Raw genomic sequence first — 18434 nt, 5'->3', positions numbered from 1 at the left:
CCTCAAAGGAGTTCGTTTCATGGATCCGGTTGCAGCGAAGTACATTGGCGCGGGCATTGCCTGCATCGGCATGGGTGGCGCGGGTGCCGGCATCGGCATCATCTTCGGCAACTATCTGTCGGCCGCTCTGCGCAATCCGTCGGCTGCCCAGGGCCAGTTCGGCAACCTGATTTTCGGCTTCGCGGTGACCGAAGCGCTCGGCATCTTCTCGCTGCTGATCGCGCTGCTCCTGCTGTACGCCGTCTAAGACGGCCTGAGCCGGACAGGAGAAGCCCGTGGCTGAAAGTCATGGCGAGGCCAAGGGCGGCGAGGCCAAGGGCACCGCAAGCGCCCATACTGAGGCCGATGGCGGGCATGGTTTCCCTCCCTTCCAGAAGGAAACCTTTCCCTCCCAGATCGTCTCCCTGGTGATCGCCTTCGTGGCGCTGTACGTGATCGTCTCGCGTGTGGCGCTGCCGAAGGTCGGGGCCGTCATCGACGCCCGCCAGAAGTCGATCGACGGCGATCTGGCTGAAGCGCAGCGGCTGAAGGATGAATCCGAAGCCGCGATGAAGGCGTATGAAAGTGAGCTGGCGACGGCTCGTGCCCGTGCCCAGGCGATCGGAGCCGAGACCCGCGAGAAGCTCGCGGCTTCTTCGGACGCCGAGCGCAAGGCGCTGGAAGACAGCCTCGCAGCCAAGCTCGCGGCGGCGGAGAAGTCCATCGCCACCACGCGCACGACCGCAATGAGCAATGTCCGCGGCATCGCCGCAGACGCAGCCAGCGCGATCGTGAAGCAGCTCACCGGCAAGGCCCCTGCGGCCAAGACGGTCGAGGCTGCGGTCGATGCATCGTTGAAGGGAACAGCCTGATGCATTTGCTTGCTGATCCGGAAACCTGGGTTGCGATTGCCTTCGTGATCCTGATGGGCCTGTTCGCCTATCTCGGTGTCCACCGCACGGTCCTGAAGGCGCTCGACAATCGCTCCGAGCGCATCAGGAACGAGCTGGCGGAGGCCAAGCGGCTCAAGGAAGAGGCGGCCAAAGTGCTCGCCGACTACAAGACCCGCCGCGCCAGTGCCGAACGCGAGGCCGAGGAGATCATCACCAGCGCCAAAGCGGAAGCCGAGCGCATCGCGGTGGAGGCCAAGGTCAAGATGGAAGACTTCGTCGCCCGTCGCACCAAGGCCGCCGAGAGCAAGATCGCCCTCGCCGAGGCCCAGGCTCTCGCCGACGTCAGGTCCGCTGCGGCGGATGCCGCCGTCCAGGCCGCCGCGACCGTGCTGTCGCAGTCGGTCAAGGGCGCTCTTGGCGAAGACCTCGTGGCCAAAGGCATCGCGGAAGTCGGCCGCAAGCTGAACTGAGCGGCAGTCCATCTAATCCAGAATCTTCAAAAGGCCGGGGCGATTTCATCGCGCCGGCCTTTTGCGTTGAAGGCCATCGGCCCCGGACATGCCGAGCGCGGCCTCGCCGTCGTTCACTCGCCTCACCTCCGCTTCTTGCCGTGCGGCCGCTCCGGGGTCAGGGCCTGCGGGTCGAAGCCGATGTAGAAGACGTAATTGTCGGCATTGGCGCCGGGCGGCGGGACCGGATAGACCATGTCCTCGGCGACGATCGTGAACGGCACGCTGCCGTCCTCGGTCATCTGCACCGTGGTGCGATACGACTTGGTCGCGATCACCTTCTCGCCGATGCCGCCCTGGACCACGGCGATGCGCATGGGAATGTCGACGCTCGCCGGCGCGCCCGCCGGTCCGGCAACGATGCGCCCCTGGATGCCGATCTTGGCGATGATTTCGGCCCCGTTGAGATTGCATTCGCGCGCGGTCTTCGTGATCGACGCCTGGAACCGGACGTCATTGCCGACCGCCTGCTTGCCGGGCGCGGCCACGGCGTAGGTCGAGGCGCCGGCGCGAATGCTGACCGGCGGACAGGTCAGGCCCTCGGTCGGATCGGCCGGCGGTCCGCCGCCGGCCGGCAAGTTCTCCTGTTCCTTGTTGTCGGAGCCGCCGCCGAACAGGCTCTTGAAGCGGTCGGTCAGCGATTGGGCGGCCGCCGGCGGCGCCGCGCCCGCGGCTCCCAAGGCCAGCAGCACGGCTGCCAACGTCCCAACCCTGATCACGCTCGTCTCTCGCATCGTCTGATATCCCCGGCAACTCGGTCGCCCAGCCCAGGCGTCTATACCCAATTCAGAGGCCGGAACCAGCCCCGATCGGCCTCTCCCGCGGCCATCCCGATCACGATTGCTACCCTCGGAAATCCTCGTGCAACAGGCCATAGAGGTAATGGTCCTGCCAGACCCCGTTGATGCACAGGTAGCGACGCGCCAGGCCCTCGCGGGTGAAGCCGCATTTCTCCAGCACGCGAATCGACGGCGTATTGGTCGGGATGCAGGCCGCCTCGACCCGGTGCAGATTGAGCTCGCCGAACAGGGTCGGCAGCAGCAGCCGCAGCGCCGCCGTCATGTAACCATGATGCGCGAAGGGCTGCCCCATCCAGTAGCCGATGGTGCCGGCCTGAACGATGCCGCGGCGGACATTGGCGAGCGTGATGCCGCCGAGCATGGCGCCATCCTGCTCGCGGAAGAGGATGAACGGATAGGAGCGGTCGGCCGAGATGTCCTCGGCATAGCGGCGCAGCCGGCGGCGGAAGCCGGAGCGCGTCAGATCGTCGGACGGCCAGATCGGCTCCCAGGGCGTGAGATAGTCGCGGCTGATCTCGCGCAGCCGCGCCCATTGCGCGTAATCGGCCATCTGCGGCGCGCGCAGCAGCAGGCCCTGGCCGCGCGGAGCCAGCGCAGCCGGTCCGTTGGATGGCAAGCGAAACAGGGCCATCTGTGATGCTCCCCCTGCTCTTTCCGGGTCGAAGCCTGCTCCGACCCACCCCAGATCTCCGGCGCCGAGTCCTGGCGGAATTCAATGCGAAGACCGCACCGAGCCGTACCACGTTCAGTGCAGTTGGGCCTTCGATCTCGAACCGGTCAGACCTTCGGCGAAAGTTACCGCTGTGTCCAGACCCCTGCCGGTGCCGAGCGCGACGACGGCCGGCTTGCTGCGTGCGAGCAGCGCCCGCGCCGCATCGCGCGTGCTCTCGACGCTGACCGCCTCGATCTTGGCGACCATCTCCTGCAAGGTCTGCGGCCGTCCATAGGCCAGGATATGCCGCGCCAATTGCTCGGCACGGGCACTGCAGCTCTCCAGCGCCATCAGCAGCCCGGCCTTCATCTGCGCCTTGGCGCGGGCGACCTCGGCCTCGCTCAAGGTCTCCACCGCATTGCCGATGATGTCGACCACGACCTCCATCATCTCGGGCGCGTCAGCCGGATCTGTCCCGGTGTAGAGGCCGAAGAAGCCGGTGTCGCTATAGGGCGCGTGGAACGTGTAGACGGAGTAGCAGAGCCCCCGGTTCTCGCGCACCTCCTGGAACAGCCGGGACGACATGCCGCCGCCCAGGATGTTGGTGAACACCTGCAGCGAGAACAGCGACGGATCGGCCTGCGGCACGCCCTCGAGCGCGAGCGTCAGATGCGCCTGCTCGAGATCGCGGTGCACGACGCGTGAGCCGCCCTTGCCGAATGTCGCCGGCAGCGGCTTCGGCGCCGGGCCGCCATTGAAGCTGGCAAATCGCTTCGTCACATCCTCGACCACCCGCTGATGATCGACGGCGCCGGCGGCCGCGACCACCATGTCGGGTCCGCGATAATGCGTCGACAGATAGCCGTGCAGCTTGTCGCGATCGAACGCCTCCAGCGTCTTGGCGGTGCCGAGCAGCGAGCGGCCCATCGGCTGGTCCGGAAAGCACAGCTCGTTGAGATGCTCGAACACGACGTCATCGGGCGTGTCCTGTGCCGCGCCGATTTCCTGTACGATCACGTTCTTCTCGCGCTCCAGCTCCTCCGGCACGAACGACGGATTGGCGAGAATGTCGGAGAGCACATCGAGCGCCATCGGCACGTCCGCCTTCAGCACGCGGGCGTAATAGGCCGTGGTCTCGGTCGAGGTGCCGGCATTGAGATCGCCGCCGACCGCCTCGACCGTCTCGACGATCTCGCGGGCGCTGCGCGTCGTCGTGCCCTTGAATGCCATATGCTCGAGCAGATGCGAGATGCCGTGCTCATCCGGCTTCTCGTCGCGGCCGCCGACGCCGGCCCAGACCCCGAGCGCCGCCGTCTCCAGATGCGGCATCGTGTCGGTGACGACCGTCAACCCCGTCGGCAGCTTGGTGACTTCCACACCCATCATGCAATTCCCTGCTTGGCGGCCCGGCTGACCGAGCGGATGAACTTCTCCACCTCGGCCTGGTCGTTCCGCATGATCCTGATGTCCTCGCGCTTGCTCATCAGCCCTTCGAGCCACACCGGCAGGTGCGGCCGCATCCCGCAGGCGGCCTCGACCGCATCGGGGAATTTGGCGGGATGGGCGGTCGACAGAACGATATTCGGCACCGACAGATCCGTGCCGTCGCGATCGGCTACGGCCAGCGCCACGGCGGTGTGCGGATCGACGAGATCGCCGGCCTCGCGGAAGGCGGCACGGATCGCCGCCGCGGTCTCGGTTTCGTCGGCGCGGCCGGCATCGAAATCGGCGCGGATCGCCGCCAGCATGGCATCGGGCAGCACGAAGCGGCCGGACTGCTTGAGGCTGTCCATCAGCCGCCGCACGGTACCGGCATCGCGGCCGCCGGCTTCGAACAGCAGCCGCTCGAAATTCGACGACACCTGGATGTCCATCGAGGGCGAAGCCGTCGCATGCACCTCGCGCACCTCGTAGATGCCGGTCGTCAGCGTCCGGGCGAGGATGTCGTTGACGTTGGTCGCGACGCGCAACGTGCGCACCGGCAGGCCCATGCGCTTGGCGACATAGCCGGCGAAGACGTCGCCGAAATTGCCGGTGGGCACGGTGAAGTCGACGGCGCGGTGGGGCGCGCCGATCGCGACCGCCGAGGTGAAGTAGTAGACCACCTGGGCGACGACGCGCGCCCAGTTGATCGAGTTGACGCCCGACAGCCTGACCGAATCGCGGAAGCCGTGATGGTTGAACAGGCCCTTCACGATCGCTTGGCAGTCGTCGAAATGACCTTCGATCGCCAGCGCATGCACGTTGGCTGCACCCGACGTCGTCATCATCCGCCGCTGCACCTCGGAGATGCGGCCATGCGGGAACAGCACGATCAGATCGGCATAGTCGCGGCCGGCGAAAGCCTCGACCGCCGCGCCACCGGTATCGCCGGATGTCGCCACGACAATGGTGGTGCGCTCGCCACGCTTGGCCAGCACGTCGTCCATCAGCCGCGAGATCAGCTGCATCGCCACGTCCTTGAACGCCAGCGTCGGGCCGTGGAACAGCTCCAGCACGAACTGATGCGGTGCGCTCTGGTCGAGCGGCACGACGGCGGGGTGGCGGAAGGTCGCATAGGCCTCGTTGGCCATGCGGCCGAGCTCGGCATCCGAGATCTCGCCGGCGACGAACGGCTTGATGACCTCGACCGCGACCTCCCAATAGGGCCGGCCGAAGAACGAGGCGATCGTCTCGGGCGTCAGCTGCGGCCAGGTCTCGGGCACGTACAGGCCGCCGTCGCGGGCGAGCCCGGTCAGCATCACATCGCAGAAGGTGAGCGCGGGGGCTTCCCCGCGGGTCGAAACATAGCGCGTCAAACCGCTCTCCTGACCTGCGTCACCAGGCCATAACCCGTTGATTGAATTCGAAATCGGAACCGCCTGGCGGCAACATGGTCCGGCACCATAATGGTTTTGGTCCGTGCGCGAAACCGGTTGTTGGCACAGCAATGGTCGCGGCTCCGGGTTACGGCGGCGTTACGGACGCCGGCGCGGGAGCGCAGCGCATGGTGGCGCTCTGAACCAGCCTCCCGCTCCGCCGTCATCGCGCGGTTCAATGCGTTCGGTAGAAATGTTGACGATCGTCGTCTGCCGGCTATCTGCGCGAGCTCGCCTGGGCGGCCGAGGAGCCGATCGTGATCCGCCAGGGCGAGGACATGGGCGTGCCCTGCTGCCTGGAGGTCGATCTCGACGGATCGGCCGGTGCGCCGGTGAAGGTCTCGGGGAGCGTGCGGTCGATCGGGACCAAGCCGTAGCCCGCAACCGTAGCCCGCATGAGCGACATCGACATGCGGGGTCGCACCGGTCCCGCATGTCGCGTTGCTCATTCCGGCTACGCGTTACAAGGAGACCGCTCAGACCCGTGCGGCCTCCGCGCCTTTCGCGTCCGCCTCGGCGAACACCGCCTTGGCCGCGAACAGGCCGTTGAGCGCGGCGGGAAAGCCGGCATAGACCGCCATCTGCATGATCACCTCGGTGATCTCGTCGCGGCTGAGGCCGACATTGAGGCCCGCATGGATATGAACTTTCAGCTGCGGGCTGGCATTGCCGAGCGCGGTCAGGGCCGCGATGGTGGCGATCTCGCGGCTGCGCAGATCGAGGCCGGGCCGCGAATAGATGTCGCCGAACGGAAACTCGATCACGTAGGTCGCGAAATCCGGCGCGATGTCGGCGAGCGCCGCGATCACATTGTGGCCGGCCTCGCCGTCAATGCTATCGAGCGCGCGCCGGCCGCGCGCCAGCCGATCCTGATCGTTGTTGGCGCCCGATTGCGTGCCGCCCGGCATCGGGCTCGTCGTCGTGGATTGGCTGGGCGTTGATTGCGTCATCATCGTTCGTCCTCTCGTTCGCGCCGGCATAGCCGGCGATCTTGGCGTCGAGAACGAGAAGACAATCCTGCAAGCTGGCGACGCGCGCCCGGACTGCGTCGCGATGGCGCTCCAGGAGCCGGCGTCGGCCCGGCTCCGTGGCAGCGCCGCCCGCGCGCAGCTCGGCATAGCGCAGCATGTCCCGGATCGGCATTCCCGTGGCCTTGAGACGGCCGAGGAATTCGATCCAGGTCAGGATCGATGCGTCGTAGTCCCGCTGGCGGGCATGATCGCGATCGGCCCTGGGCAGCAGCCCGATCCGCTCATAGTAGCGGATGGTATGGGGCGTGAGCCCCGACTGCCTCGCCAGCTCGCCGATCTTCATGCGCGCTCATCTCCATTCACGACGCCCGGCAGGCTACGGGTTCGAGCGCGCTCTAAGTCAAGCGCCGTTTCGCGGGCTACGGGCTCATCGGTTCGCTGCGCGCCGGCCGCGCGCCCACACCGCGAACGCGACGATCAACGCGGCGGCCAGAGAGAACCAGGTGATCGCGTATTGCATGTGCTCGTCGCGCAGATGCGGCGACAGCGGGCCGGGCTTGGGAATGCCATTGTCGGGCACTGGCGATTCCAGATCGATGTAGAACGGCGCGACCTCACCCCAGCCGAGGGCGTTGGCCATGGCCTGATGATCCCTGGTGAACCACAGGCGCTTGTCGTGATTTTCCGCCGCGGTGAGCAGGCCGGCGGCTTCCGGGAAACGCAGATAGCCGGTCAGGGTCACGGGGACGCCGGTGACGAGCTTGCCCACCTGGCGATCCTGGACGCTGCGCTCCTGCATCGTGTTGGCGACGAAGCCGGCGTCGATCACGACGGTCTCGCCAGACGGCAGGCGCGCGGGGAGGAACGCCCAGGTACCCGGCCCGGAGACGTCCTCGCGCACGGCCGAGCCGGCGCTGTAGACCATGGCATCCGGCAGTCTGGTGTAGGTGGCGGTGAAGCTGACGCGGCGAAATTCGTCGCGCTCGGGCGTCAGCGTGCGCCATTCCGTCTGTGGCGGCAGCGGCGCGGGCGCAGCGGCGACGCGATCGGTGAGCGCGGCGATCAGCGCATGCTTCGCTGCCCGGCGCTGCAACTGCCAGACGCCGAGGCCGATGAACAGTGCGACCATGACGAGGGTGAAGGCGGCAAAGGCGCGAGATGAGGTGTTGGGGCGGGTCGAGGTCATCGTTGCAGGGCCGCCAACGACAGGCTGCGCGCTCTGCCGACGCAGACGGTGCGCTCCCTTCCCCCTTGCGGGGAGGGGTTGGGGGTGGGGGTAGCCCCACAAAGACTGCCGCCGGAGCTACCCCCCTCCCCACCCCTCCCCCACACGGGGGGAGGGAGCGCACCGCGCCGGCGGCGATCAGTTAAGTCCCTCATCGCGGCGTTTTGTCCACCAAACGGCCGGGCGCGGCCTTGTGGTGGAATTGCAGGGCGATCAGCAGCGACTTCATCGCGCGCAGCGGCAGCAGCGTCGTCACCAGGATCAGCGGTCCCCATAGTGCGGCATGGACCCAGAACGGCGGCTGATACTTCACCTCGACGATCAGGGCGGCGCCGACCACGATGGCGCCGGCGAGCATCATGATGAAGATCGCCGGACCGTCGCCGGTGTCGATGAAGGCGTAGTCGAGATCGCAGGCTTCGCAACGCTTGCGCAGGTTGAGGAAGCCGTCGAACAGCTTGCCCCGGCCGCAGCGCGGGCAGCGGCAGGCGAGCCCGCGCAGGACGGTCTGGGCCAAAGTGACGGGCGGATGGGTGGTCATGGTGTCTTGCCCCCTGGGCGGCCGGGCGACGCCTCATGGTGATACAACCGGAGACGACGAGAGCGGATCACATTTCGATCAACCGCCGGGCGCCGCCGCAACGAGAAAGGGCGGCCCGACGGCCGCCCCTTCTTAGCACGTTCGGCGGAACCGGTACGCGCCAGCTTCAGTGCGCGCCGTGGGCCATCGCCTCGGCGCCGTGGCCCCAGACGTAGATGCAGATGAACAGGAACAGCCAGACCACGTCGACGAAGTGCCAGTACCAGGCGGCGAACTCGAAGCCGAGATGCTGCTTGGGCGTGAAGTGGCCGGCATAGGCGCGCGCCAGGCAGACGATCAGGAAGATCGTGCCGACCAGGACGTGGAAGCCGTGGAAGCCGGTCGCCATGAAGAAGGTCGAGCCGTAGATGTGGCCGGCGAACGAGAACGTCGCGTGGCTGTACTCATAGGCCTGCACGCAGGTGAAGGTGGCACCCAGGAGGATGGTGAGGATCAGGCCGTATTTCAGGCCCTTGCGGTCGCCCTCGAGCAGCGCGTGGTGTGCCCAGGTCACCGTGGTGCCCGAGGTCAGCAGGATCAGCGTATTGAGCAGCGGCAGATGCCAGGGATCGAAGGTCTCGATGCCCTTTGGCGGCCAGACGCCGCCGAACAGGGCGTCGCGGGTGGCCTGCACCTCGAAGTTCGGATACAGCGCGGCATTGAAATAGGCCCAGAACCAGGCGACGAAGAACATCACCTCGGAGGCGATGAACAGGATCATGCCGTAGCGGTGATGGAGCTGCACCACGCGGGTGTGATCGCCCTTGTACTGCGCTTCCTTGATGACGTCGCCCCACCAGCTCGCCATGGTGTAGAGCACGCCGATGGTGCCGATGCCGAACACGACCGGCGCGGCGCCGAACATCTTGTGCATCCAGCCGATCGCGCCGAACGCCATGATGAAGGCCGAGACCGAGCCGACGAACGGCCAGGGGCTCGGATCGACGAGATGGTAGTCGTGATGCTTGGCGTGCGCCTCAGCCATGTCAGGTCTCTCCCCAGATCGATGCCGGTCGCGCCGGCACGGTGTCGTTCAACAGCAATGGTCCCCGGATATCGGACGTCCGCGCGGTCACAGGTTGCCCCGCGGTTTGTCCGGCTCGCCCGCGGCGATCGGCTTGGGCTCGGCGTCGCGAACGGGATAGAAGGTGTAGGACAGCGTGATCGTCTTCAGCCCGTCATTCTCGTGATCGGCCGTGATCGCCGGATCGACGTAGAACACGACTGGCATCTCACGGGTCTCGCCCGGGGCCATGGTCTGTTCGGTGAAGCAGAAGCAGTTGATCTTCTGGAAATAGGCGCCCGACGTCAGCGGCGTCACGTTGTAGGCCGCCTGCGCCATGGTGGTGCGCGCCGCCTGGTTGGTGACCTTGTAGTAGACCGTGACCACCTCGCCGATCGCGACCTCGATCTCGGTCTTCTCCGGCTCGAACTTCCACGGCAGCCCGCCGGCGACATTGGCATCGAAACGGATGCCGATCCGGCGCGCCAGCGGCGCCGACGACGGCGCCGCGGTCGCGACCTGCGTGGTGCCGTTGAAGCCGGTGGCGCGGCAGAACCAGTTGTAGAACGGCACGGCGGCATAGGACGCGCCGACCATCAGCACCACGACGGCGCCGCAGATGCCGCCGACCAGCGCATCGCGGCCGAGGCCGCGGCGCGGCGCGGCCGGCGCTGTCGCCGGAACGATCTGGTCGGTTGTTTCCATTGCGGTCTGCTTCGCCCTGTCCTGCATCGCGTCTCTACATCGGCCGATTCAGCACCGCGGGACCCTTCACCATGGTCACCGCGAAGAACAGCACCACCAGCACGCCGAGCGCGAGCGCAATCGCGATCGAGCGGCGACGGCGGCTGCGCAGCTGCGCCTCGGTGAGGACGATGCCCTCCTGCTCGTTCGGATCTGCCATCGTGATCGCCATGTTTTCCAGTCTCGCGCCTCTTACCAGATCAGCGGCGCGATCATGCGCGCGACCGCTTCGAGCCCGAGCGTCGCGAACAGCGCGAACAGGTAAAGGATCGAGAAGGCGAACAGCCTGCGGTTGGCGCGCAACGAGGTGCTGCGCTCGCGCTTGCGGAACACCTCGATCGCGAGCCATAGCATGCCGGCGCCGAGCGCCAGCGAGACGACGCCGTAGACGGCATCGAAATAGCCGAGCGGCCAGGGCGCCAGCGCGACCGCCACCAGCACGATCGTGTAGAGCAGGATCTGCAGCCGGGTCGCATCGGGGCCGGCGACCACCGGCAGCATCGGCACGCCCGCGCGGGCGTAATCGTCGCTGCGGAACAGCGCCAGCGCCCAGAAATGCGGCGGGGTCCAGAAGAAGATGATCAGGAACAGCCAGAGCGGCTCCGGCGCGATCGATCCGGTGGCGGAAACCCAGGCGACCACCGGCGGCAGGGCGCCGGCGGCGCCGCCAATGACGATGTTCTGCGCGGTCCAGCGCTTCAGCCACAGCGTGTAGATCACGACGTAGAAGAAGATGGTGAAGGCGAGCAGCGCGCCGGCGAACCAGTTGACGAGGATGCCCAGCGTCAGCACCGAGAAGAACGACAGCGTGATGCCGAAGGCGAGGGCCTCCTGGCGGGTGACGCGGCCGCGCGGGATCGGGCGGTTGGCGGTGCGCGACATCAGCGAGTCGATGTCGCCTTCCAGCGCCATGTTCAGCGCCCCGGAGGCCCCGGCCCCGACCGCGATGCACAGCAGCGAGGTGATGGCGAGCACCGGGTGGAAATGGCCTGGGGCGATCAGCAGGCCGATCAACGCCGTGAAGATCACGAGCGACATCACCCGCGGCTTCAGGAGCGCGAGATAATCGCCGACATCGGCCTCGGAAATCCGCGGGCCGACGGCAATGGCGTTCTGATCGATGACCGACACGACGAATCCAGACTTCAATTCACAGGCTTCAATTCAAACGGCTCTGATGCAGGGCGCGCCAGAACCTCGATTCAAGTCTCCATCCGGCAAACCATCGGGCGCACCACCGGCGGATATCGACGCGGCGCCGGATGGGCGCCGCGTCGGAAAGATCGGGCTCACTGCACCTTCGGCAGCACCTCGAACTGGTGGAACGGCGGCGGCGAGGACAGGGTCCATTCCAAGGTCGTCGCGCCCGGTCCCCACGGATTGTTCGCCGCCTGCTGCTTGCGCATGAAGGCGTCGACGACCCCATAGATGAAGATCAGCACGCCGAAGGCCGAGATGTAGGAGCCGATCGACGACACCAGATTCCAGCCGGCATAGGCATCGGGATAGTCGATGTAGCGGCGCGGCATGCCCGACAGGCCGAGGAAGTGCTGCGGGAAGAACACCAGGTTGACGCCGACGAAGGTCACCCAGAAGTGCGCCTTCGCGATCGTCTCGTTGTACATGTAGCCGAACATCTTCGGGAACCAGTAGTACCAGCCCGCGAAGATGGCGAATACCGCGCCGAGCGACAGCACGTAGTGGAAGTGCGCGACGACGTAATAGGTGTCCTGCAGCACGCGGTCGACGCCGGCATTCGCCAGCACGACGCCGGTGACGCCGCCGACCGTGAACAGGAAGATGAAGCCCACCGCCCACAGCATCGGCGCGCGGAATTCGATCGAGCCGCCCCACATCGTGGCGATCCAGGAGAAGATCTTCACGCCGGTGGGCACCGCGATCACCATGGTGGCGGCGACGAAATAGGCCTGCGTCGCCGAGGACATGCCGACCGTGTACATGTGGTGCGCCCACACCACGAAGCCGATGCCGCCGATCGCGACCATGGCGTAGGCCATGCCGAGATAGCCGAACACGGGCTTGCGCGAGAAGGTCGACACGATCTGGCTGATCATGCCGAAGCCGGGCAGGATCAGGATGTACACTTCCGGATGGCCGAAGAACCAGAACAGATGCTGGAACAGCAGCGGGTCGCCGCCGCCGGCCGGATCGAAGAAGGTGGTGCCGAAATTGCGGTCGGTCAGCATCATGGTGATGGCGCCGGCGAGCACCGGCAGCGACAGCAGCAACAGGAACACCGTCACCAGGATCGACCACACGAACAGCGGCATCTTGTGCAGGGTCATGCCCGGCGCACGCATGTTGAAGATCGTGGTGATGAAGTTGATCGAGCCGAGGATCGACGACGCACCGGCGAGATGCAGCGACAGGATCGCGAAATCCACCGCCGGTCCCGGATGACCCGAGGTCGACAGCGGCACATACATCGTCCAGCCGGCGCCGACGCCGTTGGCGCCGGGCTCGCCCTCGACGAAGGTCGAGGTCAGCAGCAGCGCGAACGAGGCCGGCAGCAGCCAGAACGAGATGTTGTTCATGCGCGGGAACGCCATGTCCGGCGCACCGATCATCAGCGGCACCATCCAGTTGCCGAAGCCGCCGATCATCGCCGGCATGACCATGAAGAAGATCATGATCAGGCCGTGCGAGGTCACGAACACGTTGTAGGTGTGGTTCTCGTGAAAGAACTGCACGCCCGGATACATCAGCTCGATGCGGATCGCGACCGACATGACGAGGCCGATGATGCCGGCGCACACCGCGAAGATCAGATACATCGTGCCGATGTCTTTGTGGTTGGTCGAATAGATCCAGCGGCGCCATCCGGTCGGATGGTCGTGCGCGTGATCGTCATGGCCGGTCAGGGTCGTCGCGTTCGTCGCCATTGTCCAATCCTCAGTGTCCCCGTAGGCCGCGCGAGGCGGCCCTCAATCCTAAGCGCTCGTCCCCGCGCGCTACTGCGATATGCCCGCAGCCGACGCGTAGGTGCTCGCGGGCGCGCTGGCGTACTTCTTCTTGGCGTCCTCGACCCAGGCGGTGAATTCCTGGTCGCTCACGACGCGCACCGCGATCGGCATGTAGGCGTGGTCCTTGCCGCACAGCTCGGAGCACTGGCCGTAATACATGCCGACCTTGGTCGCCTTGAACCAGGTCTCGTTGAGGCGGCCGGGAATGGCGTCGATCTTGATGCCGAAGGACGGCACGGCGAAGGAGTGGATGACGTCGGCGCCGGTGGTCTGGACGCGAATCACCTTGTTGACCGGCACGACCATCTCATTGTCGACCGCCAGCAGGCGCGGCTTCTTGTCCTGCGCCATCAGCGAGTCGAACTCGAACTTGCCGTTGTCGGGATAGGCGTAGCTCCAGTACCACTGCTTGCCGGTCGCCTTGATCGTGAGGTCGGCCTTCGGCACGTCGAGCTCGAGGAACAAGAGGCGGAACGACGGCACCGCAATCGTGACGAGGATCAGCACCGGGATCAGCGTCCACGCCACTTCGAGCAGCGTGTTGTGCGTGGTCCGCGACGGCACCGGATTGGCGCGCGCGTTGAACTTGACCACCACGGCGATCAGCAGCGCCAGCACGAACAGCGTGATGATGGTGATGATCGTCAGCAGCAGGCCGTGGAACCAGGTGATGTTCTCCATCACCGGCGTCGCAGCCTCCTGCAGCTTGACTTCCCATGGCGCCGGCTGCCCCGTTTCAGCAAACGCCGCTCCACCCGACACGAGCGTCATGCCCGTTACAGCCAACCCCAGCAAGGCGCTCAATTGGCCTTTCGACATCTTCATGCCGTCGCGCTCCCTTCAGAACTTTCCCCCTCAGCGCACCGCCCGCTTCACGCGGCGGCGCGCCGTTCGATCCGCTCTCCTGACAAATGGCCTTCGGGCGGATGCATAGAAAAGCACCTGGGCCAGTTCACTGGAATGACGAAATCTTTCTTCTCAAACCATAATTCTTGATCTATCGCAATGCAGTCTTGCGCCGGATATCGCGCGCCGCGCCGTTCGTCGCGACAAGCGTATTTTCCGGGAGATTGCCGCACGCCGTGATTTCGCGGGCAACGGGCGCTTGACAGGCGTGCGGCGCGATGTAGGCAAACGGGACACGGCCGTTTGCGAGGCTGATTCGGCGAGGCGCAGCGGCAGCGCCCACCGGGGTGCGGCCATATTTGGTATCGTTTCGTGCCGTACGCCGGTGACGCTGTCCTCAAGACGCCATCATTGCCGTATCATGGCGTCGGACGCGCAGATCACCCACAGGAAATTGTCATGGCACCGACCCGGATCAGGGTTTCAACGGACAGGACAGCTGACATGCCGACCCCAGCTGCGAATGACTCGCGCCGTTTGTACCGATTCAGCGCGGTGCGTGCGCGACTCACGCATGTCGCCGCAATGACCTCCGCCGCAGCAACGGCGATCGCGCTGATGGCCGCGACGGTGGTCGGCGTGCCGCACGCGGCGTTGGCACAGGGCGCGGTGCGCTCGGTGCATGGCGACTGGCAGATCCGCTGCGACACGCCGCCGGGCGCGCAGAGCGAGCAGTGCGCGCTGATCCAGAGCGTCGTGGCCGAGGACCGCTCCAATGCCGGCCTCACCGTGATCATGCTGAAGACCGCCGACCAGAAGAGCCGGCTGATGCGCGTGGTGGCGCCGCTGGGCGTGCTGCTGCCCTCCGGCCTCGGCCTGAAGCTCGACAACCAGGACGTCGGCCGCGCCGGCTTCGTGCGCTGCCTGCCCAATGGCTGCGTCGCCGAGGTGGTGCTGGAGGACAAGCTGCTCGGCCAGCTCAAGACGGCGAAGACCGCGACCTTCATCATCTTCGAGACGCCGGAGGAAGGGATCGGCTTCCCGCTGAGCCTCAACGGACTGGCCGAAGGCTTCGACAAGCTGCCCTGACGTTGGCCACGATTGACAGGCCCCTCCCGCGCACGATGCCGTGATCGAGCCGTGAGTTCGCGCGTCTGAATGCGCGCGCCGCGGCCTCAGCGCGGGCCGTCGAGCGCCAGCGCCATCACCAGCAGGGTCTTGTCGAACCCGTCATCGCCAGGCTCCCGCGGCTGCACCGCCTTGAGCAGGAATCCGGCCTTCTGGTACAGCCGGATAGCGTTGGTGTTGCTGCGGTAGACCGTGAGCTCGACACGCGAGAAGCCGGCCGCCCGCGCGGCCTCGAGCGCCGCCGCCATCAGTCGCCTGCCGAGGCCCTGGTGCCGGAACTGCGGCATTAGGCCCATGCCGAGCACCCCGATCCGGGCATCGATTGGCCCCGATTTGGGCGTCACATCGCACCAGCCGACCACCTCCCCGGCCGAGAGAGCGACGAATTGCGGATATCCCTCGTGGATGTTGTTCAGAATGAAGGCGCGCGTGGACTCCAGCGGCGGCGCCTGCACGAACGACAAATAGCGCCGCTCGCGCGCGACATGATCGAGCGTGCGGTGGAAGCTCTCGATGTGAGCGGACGTGATGGGAACGATCTCAACCATGTCAGTTCGGTAATCATCCAGCCCCTCGCGCCCCGGCGTCAAAACAACTATCTTGGAATGAACGCTCCGACAACGGATTGAAACATGACTGCTCCCACCACTTCCCTGCTCGAGCGCGCCAATCTGGATCGCGATGCGGTCCGGAGCGAGGTCGCGCGCGGCCTGGCCGGCGCCGATGACGGCGAATTGTTCTTCGAATACAGCCAGACCGAGGCGCTGACCTTCGACAATGGCCGGCTGAAGCAGGCGACCTACGACACCAGCCAGGGTTTCGGCCTGCGCGCGGTGAAGGACGACGCGGTCGGCTATGCCCATTCCTCCGACGTGTCGCTGCCGGCCCTGATGCGCGCCGCCGATGCGGTGAGCGCGGTCAGGGGCGGCTATTCCGGCACGTTCGCGAGCGCACCGCCGCACACCAACGTCCGACTCTATGGCGACGACAATCCGCTGGACGCCCCGGGCTTCGAAACCAAGGTCAAGCTGCTCGGCGAGATCGACGCGTATCTGCGCGACAAGGATCCGCGCGTGCGCCAGGTGACGGTGAGCCTGGGCGCGACCTGGCAGGTCGTGGAGATCCTGCGGCCCGACGGCGAGAGCTATCGCGACATCCGCCCGCTGGTGCGCGTGAACATCTCCGTCGTCGCCGGCCAGGGTGATCGCCAGGAGAGCGGCGGCAAGGGCTATGGCGGCCGCGAGGCCTATGCGCGCTTCATCGAGACCAAGGCGTGGCGCGAGGCCGCCGACGGCGCGCTGCGCGAGGCGCTGGTCAACCTGGAGTCTGTCCCCGCCCCCGCCGGCGAGATGGACGTCGTGTTAGGGGCCGGCTGGCCCGGCGTGATGCTGCACGAGGCCGTCGGCCACGGCCTCGAGGGCGACTTCAACCGCAAGAAGACCTCGGCCTTTGCCGGACTGCTGGGCAAGCCGGTCGCCGCCAAGGGCGTCACCGTGGTCGATGACGGCACCATGGCCTCGCGCCGCGGCTCGCTGTCGATCGACGACGAGGGCACGCCGACCAGCCGTACCTTGCTGATCGAGGACGGCATCCTCGTCGGCTACATGCAGGACCGCCAGAACGCGCGGCTGATGAACATGGCGCCGACCGGCAACGGCCGCCGCCAGGGCTACGCACATGTGCCGATGCCGCGCATGACCAACACCTACATGCTGGCCGGCGAGCACGATCCGGCCGAGATCATCGCATCCGTCAAGAACGGCATCTATGCCGTCAATTTCGGCGGCGGCCAGGTCGACATCACCTCGGGCAAATACGTCTTCCAGTGCACCGAGGCCTACAGGATCGAGAACGGCAAGGTCGGTGCGCCGGTGAAGGGCGCGATGCTGATCGGCAATGGCCCGACGGATTTGAACCGCATCAGCATGATCGGCAACGATCTGTCGCTCGATACCGGCATCGGCACCTGCGGCAAGAACGGCCAGGGCGTGCCGGTCGGCGTCGGTCAGCCGACGCTTCGCATGGATCGCATCACCGTTGGAGGCACGGGCCGATGAGCCTCGACAAGATGTCCACGAGCAAGATCGGAACCAAGGCCGTGCGTAAGGAAACCACTTGGGGCGGTCAGCTTGCGCAACTCGCCGCCGTGGTGATGGTGGTGTTCGTCGCAAAGGGCGCGATCGCCGAGCCGTTCTACGTGCCGTCCGGCTCGATGGAGCCGACCCTGATGATCGGCGACGCCCTGCTGGCGTCGAAATTCCCCTATGGCTACGGCACCTCGTCGCTGCCGATGCAGATCACGCTGCCGGAGACGGGACGCCTGTTCGGCGAGACGCCGAAGCGCGGCGACGTCGTCGTGTTCCGCTGGCCGGGCGACAACTCGCAGGCCTGGGTCAAGCGCGTCGTCGGCCTGCCCGGCGACCGCATCCAGATGCGCCAGGGCCAGCTCTACATCAACGGCCAGGCAGCCGCGCTGAAGCCGGACGGCATCGGCGATGCCGAGGACGACACCGGCCGCAACGAGCCGGCCTATCGTTACGTCGAGACGCTGCCGAACGGCGTGTCGCATTTGATCTTCAAGATGCGCGACAACGGCCGGCTCGACAACACCCCGGAGGTGACCGTTCCGCCCGGCAAGCTGTTCGTGCTCGGCGATAACCGCGACAACTCCGCCGACAGCCGCGTTGCCTTGCGCGACGGCGGCGTTGGCCTGCTGCCGATCGACAACCTCGTGGGCCGCGCCGATGCCGTGGTCGGCTCCTGGGACCTCGGCTTCAAGAACCAGCCGGTCTGGGCCTGGCTGTCGGGCTTCCGGCTGGATCGCTTCTTCACCGCGGTGCGCTGAGCGGATCGCGGCCGTGACCTTCGACGATGTCAGGGCGCTTGCGCTGACATGGCCGGAGGTCGAGGACGGCACGTCCTACGGGACGCCCGCGCTGAAGGTGCGCAAGAAGATGCTGGCGCGGCTGAAGGAGGACGGGGACAGCCTCGTCCTTCCGGGCGTGCCGCCGGACGAACGCGCGATGCTGGTCGAGACGCGTCCAAAGCTGCTCTATTTCACCGATCACTACCGCGACTATCCGATCGTGTTGCTGCGCCTGTCGAAGGCGAAGCGCGCCGACGCAGAGCCGCTGTTGCGCCGGCAGTGGCGGACGCTGGCGTCAAGGAGAGCCGTAGCCGCCTTCGATCGTGGCTGAAACGGGCTGCACGCCGTTCTCCATCTCGTGTATTGAACGTGTCGACGGCACCCATGTTCTGATGC

Annotated in this window: 22 protein-coding genes; 7 read left to right on the top strand and 15 right to left on the bottom strand. The window is 66.4% G+C overall.

All coding sequences use genetic code 11. The features are described 5' to 3' along the window. Nucleotides 1-19: 19 nt before the first annotated feature. From QX132_RS09545 to QX132_RS09535, 3 genes are read left to right on the top strand one after another with little or no spacing between them, the layout of a single operon-like run. Nucleotides 20-247, top strand: coding sequence for a F0F1 ATP synthase subunit C (locus QX132_RS09545; RefSeq protein WP_006615622.1), 228 nt, complete (start codon nt 20-22; stop codon nt 245-247). A gap of 28 nt (nt 248-275) precedes the next feature. Further along, nucleotides 276-851 (top strand): F0F1 ATP synthase subunit B', encoded by a 576-nt coding sequence (locus QX132_RS09540; protein ID WP_315717910.1) that lies wholly within the window; start codon nt 276-278, stop codon nt 849-851. Further along, nucleotides 851-1342: an ATP F0F1 synthase subunit B gene (locus tag QX132_RS09535; RefSeq protein WP_316160877.1), complete on the top strand. Its 492-nt coding sequence runs from the start codon at nt 851-853 to the stop codon at nt 1340-1342. Before QX132_RS09540 ends, QX132_RS09535 begins: the two co-directional genes overlap by 1 nt. Before the next feature lie 122 nt (nt 1343-1464). On the opposite strand, the gene QX132_RS09530 is transcribed toward QX132_RS09535, so the two are convergent. The 14 genes from QX132_RS09530 to coxB form a co-directional block, all read right to left on the bottom strand. Then, nucleotides 1465-2082 (bottom strand): hypothetical protein, encoded by a 618-nt coding sequence (locus QX132_RS09530; RefSeq protein ID WP_316161094.1) that lies wholly within the window; start codon nt 2080-2082, stop codon nt 1465-1467. Nucleotides 2083-2224: 142 nt separating this feature from the next. Then, nucleotides 2225-2812: a GNAT family protein gene (locus tag QX132_RS09525; RefSeq protein ID WP_315735904.1), complete on the bottom strand. Its 588-nt coding sequence runs from the start codon at nt 2810-2812 to the stop codon at nt 2225-2227. A gap of 114 nt (nt 2813-2926) precedes the next feature. Next, entirely contained in the window at nt 2927-4216 is a 1290-nt protein-coding gene (locus QX132_RS09520; protein WP_315735902.1) for a pitrilysin family protein, read from the bottom strand. Beyond that, nucleotides 4216-5631 carry a threonine synthase gene (gene thrC, locus QX132_RS09515; protein ID WP_316160875.1) on the bottom strand — a complete coding sequence of 472 codons (1416 nt, stop codon included), beginning with the start codon at nt 5629-5631 and terminating at the stop codon, nt 4216-4218. Before thrC ends, QX132_RS09520 begins: the two co-directional genes overlap by 1 nt. Before the next feature lie 536 nt (nt 5632-6167). Next, complete coding sequence (locus tag QX132_RS09510) at nt 6168-6599, bottom strand: carboxymuconolactone decarboxylase family protein (RefSeq protein WP_316160873.1); 432 nt, start codon at nt 6597-6599, stop codon at nt 6168-6170. Further along, entirely contained in the window at nt 6526-7005 is a 480-nt protein-coding gene (locus tag QX132_RS09505) for a MerR family transcriptional regulator (protein ID WP_315797760.1), read from the bottom strand. The genes QX132_RS09510 and QX132_RS09505 overlap by 74 nt, the downstream gene beginning before the upstream one ends. A gap of 84 nt (nt 7006-7089) precedes the next feature. Then, a complete protein-coding gene (locus tag QX132_RS09500) occupies nt 7090-7848 on the bottom strand; it encodes an SURF1 family protein (RefSeq protein ID WP_316160872.1) in 759 nt (252 codons plus the stop codon). A gap of 190 nt (nt 7849-8038) precedes the next feature. Then, entirely contained in the window at nt 8039-8428 is a 390-nt protein-coding gene (locus QX132_RS09495) for a DUF983 domain-containing protein (RefSeq protein WP_315735883.1), read from the bottom strand. 166 nt (nt 8429-8594) lie between these two features. Continuing rightward, nucleotides 8595-9452 carry a cytochrome c oxidase subunit 3 gene (locus QX132_RS09490; RefSeq protein ID WP_315757594.1) on the bottom strand — a complete coding sequence of 286 codons (858 nt, stop codon included), beginning with the start codon at nt 9450-9452 and terminating at the stop codon, nt 8595-8597. 87 nt (nt 9453-9539) lie between these two features. Then, nucleotides 9540-10175: a cytochrome c oxidase assembly protein gene (locus QX132_RS09485; RefSeq protein ID WP_315735879.1), complete on the bottom strand. Its 636-nt coding sequence runs from the start codon at nt 10173-10175 to the stop codon at nt 9540-9542. Nucleotides 10176-10209: 34 nt separating this feature from the next. Continuing rightward, complete coding sequence (locus tag QX132_RS09480) at nt 10210-10386, bottom strand: CoxF protein (RefSeq protein ID WP_315735877.1); 177 nt, start codon at nt 10384-10386, stop codon at nt 10210-10212. A 20-nt stretch (nt 10387-10406) separates the two neighbouring features. Next, entirely contained in the window at nt 10407-11345 is a 939-nt protein-coding gene (locus tag QX132_RS09475; protein WP_315778353.1) for a heme o synthase, read from the bottom strand. Between the two features lie 158 nt (nt 11346-11503). Continuing rightward, nucleotides 11504-13117, bottom strand: coding sequence for a cytochrome c oxidase subunit I (ctaD, locus tag QX132_RS09470; protein ID WP_315735873.1), 1614 nt, complete (start codon nt 13115-13117; stop codon nt 11504-11506). Between the two features lie 69 nt (nt 13118-13186). Then, nucleotides 13187-14023: a cytochrome c oxidase subunit II gene (gene coxB / locus QX132_RS09465; RefSeq protein WP_315784764.1), complete on the bottom strand. Its 837-nt coding sequence runs from the start codon at nt 14021-14023 to the stop codon at nt 13187-13189. Between the two features lie 480 nt (nt 14024-14503). On the opposite strand from coxB, the gene QX132_RS09460 reads away from it, so the two are divergent. Beyond that, nucleotides 14504-15133, top strand: a complete 630-nt coding sequence (locus QX132_RS09460; RefSeq protein ID WP_315735869.1) for an invasion associated locus B family protein — start codon at nt 14504-14506, stop codon at nt 15131-15133. Between the two features lie 86 nt (nt 15134-15219). Here the strand turns inward: QX132_RS09460 and QX132_RS09455 are convergent, their stop codons facing one another. Continuing rightward, complete coding sequence (locus tag QX132_RS09455; protein WP_315735867.1) at nt 15220-15720, bottom strand: GNAT family N-acetyltransferase; 501 nt, start codon at nt 15718-15720, stop codon at nt 15220-15222. Nucleotides 15721-15804: 84 nt separating this feature from the next. On the opposite strand from QX132_RS09455, the gene tldD reads away from it, so the two are divergent. From tldD to QX132_RS09440, 3 genes are read left to right on the top strand one after another with little or no spacing between them, the layout of a single operon-like run. Continuing rightward, nucleotides 15805-17229 carry a metalloprotease TldD gene (tldD, locus tag QX132_RS09450; RefSeq protein ID WP_315735865.1) on the top strand — a complete coding sequence of 475 codons (1425 nt, stop codon included), beginning with the start codon at nt 15805-15807 and terminating at the stop codon, nt 17227-17229. Further along, nucleotides 17226-18017, top strand: a complete 792-nt coding sequence (lepB, locus tag QX132_RS09445; protein WP_315735863.1) for a signal peptidase I — start codon at nt 17226-17228, stop codon at nt 18015-18017. Before tldD ends, lepB begins: the two co-directional genes overlap by 4 nt. A 13-nt stretch (nt 18018-18030) precedes the next feature. Continuing rightward, the gene (locus QX132_RS09440; RefSeq protein ID WP_316160868.1) at nt 18031-18369 is read left to right on the top strand and encodes an MmcQ/YjbR family DNA-binding protein; all 339 of its coding nucleotides are present in this window, start codon (nt 18031-18033) and stop codon (nt 18367-18369) included. Nucleotides 18370-18434: the final 65 nt, after the last annotated feature.

Source organism: Bradyrhizobium sp. SZCCHNRI20481, assembly GCF_032485055.1.
Taxonomy (GTDB): Bacteria; Pseudomonadota; Alphaproteobacteria; order Rhizobiales; family Xanthobacteraceae; genus Bradyrhizobium.
The sequence above is the reverse complement of the archived record's forward strand: the minus strand, read 5'-3'. Positions and strand labels throughout refer to the sequence as shown.